At 51.3% G+C, this 2,077-nt stretch carries 3 protein-coding genes; all 3 read right to left on the bottom strand.

Annotated features, from left to right (window positions below; genetic code table 11):
• Nucleotides 1-22: 22 nt before the first annotated feature.
• The 3 genes from RTI30_RS14190 to RTI30_RS14200 all read right to left on the bottom strand — a co-directional run bounded on the left by RTI30_RS14190 (nucleotide 23) and on the right by RTI30_RS14200 (nucleotide 1,949).
• Entirely contained in the window at nucleotides 23-544 is a 522-nt protein-coding gene (locus tag RTI30_RS14190; RefSeq protein WP_312284146.1) for a Holliday junction resolvase RecU, read from the bottom strand.
• 996 nt (nucleotides 545-1,540) lie between these two features.
• Entirely contained in the window at nucleotides 1,541-1,807 is a 267-nt protein-coding gene (locus tag RTI30_RS14195) for a hypothetical protein (RefSeq protein ID WP_312284147.1), read from the bottom strand.
• Complete coding sequence (locus RTI30_RS14200; protein WP_312284148.1) at nucleotides 1,800-1,949, bottom strand: hypothetical protein; 150 nt, start codon at nucleotides 1,947-1,949, stop codon at nucleotides 1,800-1,802. The genes RTI30_RS14195 and RTI30_RS14200 overlap by 8 nt, the downstream gene beginning before the upstream one ends.
• Between the last annotated feature and the right edge of the window lie 128 nt (nucleotides 1,950-2,077).

Genomic DNA, 2,077 nt, shown 5'->3' on the forward strand with positions numbered 1-2,077 from the left:
CATTGACACCCCACGACAAAAACTAGCCAACTATCGCATTGTTTAACCAGCCATCCTCCGCCGCCCGAAGATAGTCCAACGGTACGCGGCCACCAAGTGGAATCTCCCTGCTCCCCTCAAACTGTCCGGGACGCCACGACGCCGAAAGCTCACCCGCTTCGCGCCAGTGCTTCCATGGTGCAATGAAAAACCGACGCATTCCAAAGCTGACAATGACAAAACCGATACCACCCGCCGCCTGCCAGTCATCGAGAAACCTTGCTTGGTGCTCGGTAACGCGGGACCAGGCGATTCGATCACCCGACGAGTGCTTTGCCTCAATGGCGATGGGGAGGCCACGATATACGCCGATGAAGTCCACCGCCGCCTTTTCCGCCACCTTAGCGGACGAAATGCGTCCATCCGATCCACGAAGCGGAATCCACGCCGTGGGCACCTTGTGGATCAGCGCAATCCTCTGCGCCCTGTACTGAGCGTTCGCGATTGTAATCAATTCCTCCAGGGGCCGGCCCCGATTGGATCGTAGTCCAAAATATCCTGTCATGTCGCATCAACCCTGCTTTCTAACTAAGCCCGTGCCGTGGTACATGGGGCAGACGGCAACGGAGGCAGACACTGTGGTGGGTGGCGAAGACGCAGACACTGTTGTAGTGGGCGCCGGAGACGTTATAACGTAGCCTTTGGAGTTGCAGTCGTGTACCTCACCCCGCTTCACCAGTTTGCCACACTGAGGACAAATAAAAAACGGTGGGTAGTCTGCGATCACGACATATTTAGGGGAACAATCCTTTGTGCCACCTGATGTTCCATAAGCCATCATGATCACTCCTTCCTTCTTTCTTTTGCGCAAGAGCCAATAGTCGCCTCTCTAACTCGGCGTTTAGTTCTACCTCTGGGATGGTCCTCCAAAGGTGTATTTCGAAAACCGCATCGTTGACCGCCTTCACTGGATCTAGTCGAACACTATCCCAAAATACCATCTTGTGACGAACGCCAAATCTATGCACCCCTCCTACCGCCTCCCACGTCCTCCACCATGCTTCCTGTACCATTGTCTCTAGTTTCTTACTAGAAATTTTCCCGCGTAACCACTCGCGCTTGGCGTCCAACAATTGCCGATCAGGAGGGTATACTTCCCATCGTCCGACGCTAAACCGTAACGCTTCCTCCACGCACCAGAGGGAAAATTCGTGAAGTACATGACTTGCATCTGTAAGCCATAGACATGTCCGCTCCGTAGCACATGCGCTATACCCACCTAAGAATCCCGGCCAAGTCTTTATTGCACCATTCAATACAGCCCGTTGAACGACTGGACCAGGAGCATTGACAATTCCGGGAGCACTAACAAGCGCGCTAAGTGCCTCGGTCGCCCCATGAAAACCTCGAAAATAGGGGACAGGCTCATCAGAAATACGCAAAGTCTGTCCTGGCACCACCTTAACAGGCTCTTCCTCCGGCAGCTTCTCATAACTATAAAGACACCGATCCTTATGCATAAAGTGCCATACCAACAAGCTACCTGATTGTGCGTCCATAATTACTCCTCCACTTCTTCATAAGTCTGCCGGAAGATTTCATCTTTGCACGGGTACAGCTCACCCTTCACGCCCCGGATAATCCAGTCTCCGGGATTGACTGGCATATACCCTTCCAGCGTAAGAAGCTTAAAAGCACCCCATGTTGTTATTCTTACTAGCTCCTCGGCCTCCTTTGCTGCCGTTGCCCACAACGGCCAGTCCTTATATTTTGTCATGGCCGGTTGGAACGCCTCCACCACAATTGGCTTCTTGCGGAATTTAGGCATGATTATCCTCCTTCTTTTTGCCCCATACTTCTTCTTTCATGCTCCAGATGAGATTGTAAGCTTCCTCTCCTTTCTTTTCTTTTTCCATTGCATAGGCATGAGCAAAATTGTAACCTACCTCTCTTTTCTTTTCTTTTTCCATTGCGTGGGCAGCTTGTTCTGTGTCACAAACGCCAACTAAAGACGGTTCATCGTATTTGTCAAATTGCTCAAATACTAGCCAAACGTGTTTTCCTGTCCGAACAAGATCTTTTCAAATGTTGCCGGCCA

This window comes from Candidatus Igneacidithiobacillus taiwanensis, from assembly GCF_031962545.1.
In the GTDB taxonomy this organism is placed as follows: domain Bacteria; phylum Pseudomonadota; class Gammaproteobacteria; order Acidithiobacillales; family Acidithiobacillaceae; genus Igneacidithiobacillus; species Igneacidithiobacillus taiwanensis.

Bases quoted from the DNA above. Each gene is read 5' to 3' on its own strand.
- RTI30_RS14190 (WP_312284146.1), bottom strand. From the start codon at position 544: ATGACAGGATATTTTGGACTACGATCCAATCGGGGCCGGCCCCTGGAG.
- RTI30_RS14195 (WP_312284147.1), bottom strand. From the start codon at position 1,807: ATGCCTAAATTCCGCAAGAAGCCAATTGTGGTGGAGGCGTTCCAACCG.
- RTI30_RS14200 (WP_312284148.1), bottom strand. From the start codon at position 1,949: ATGGAAAAAGAAAAGAAAAGAGAGGTAGGTTACAATTTTGCTCATGCC.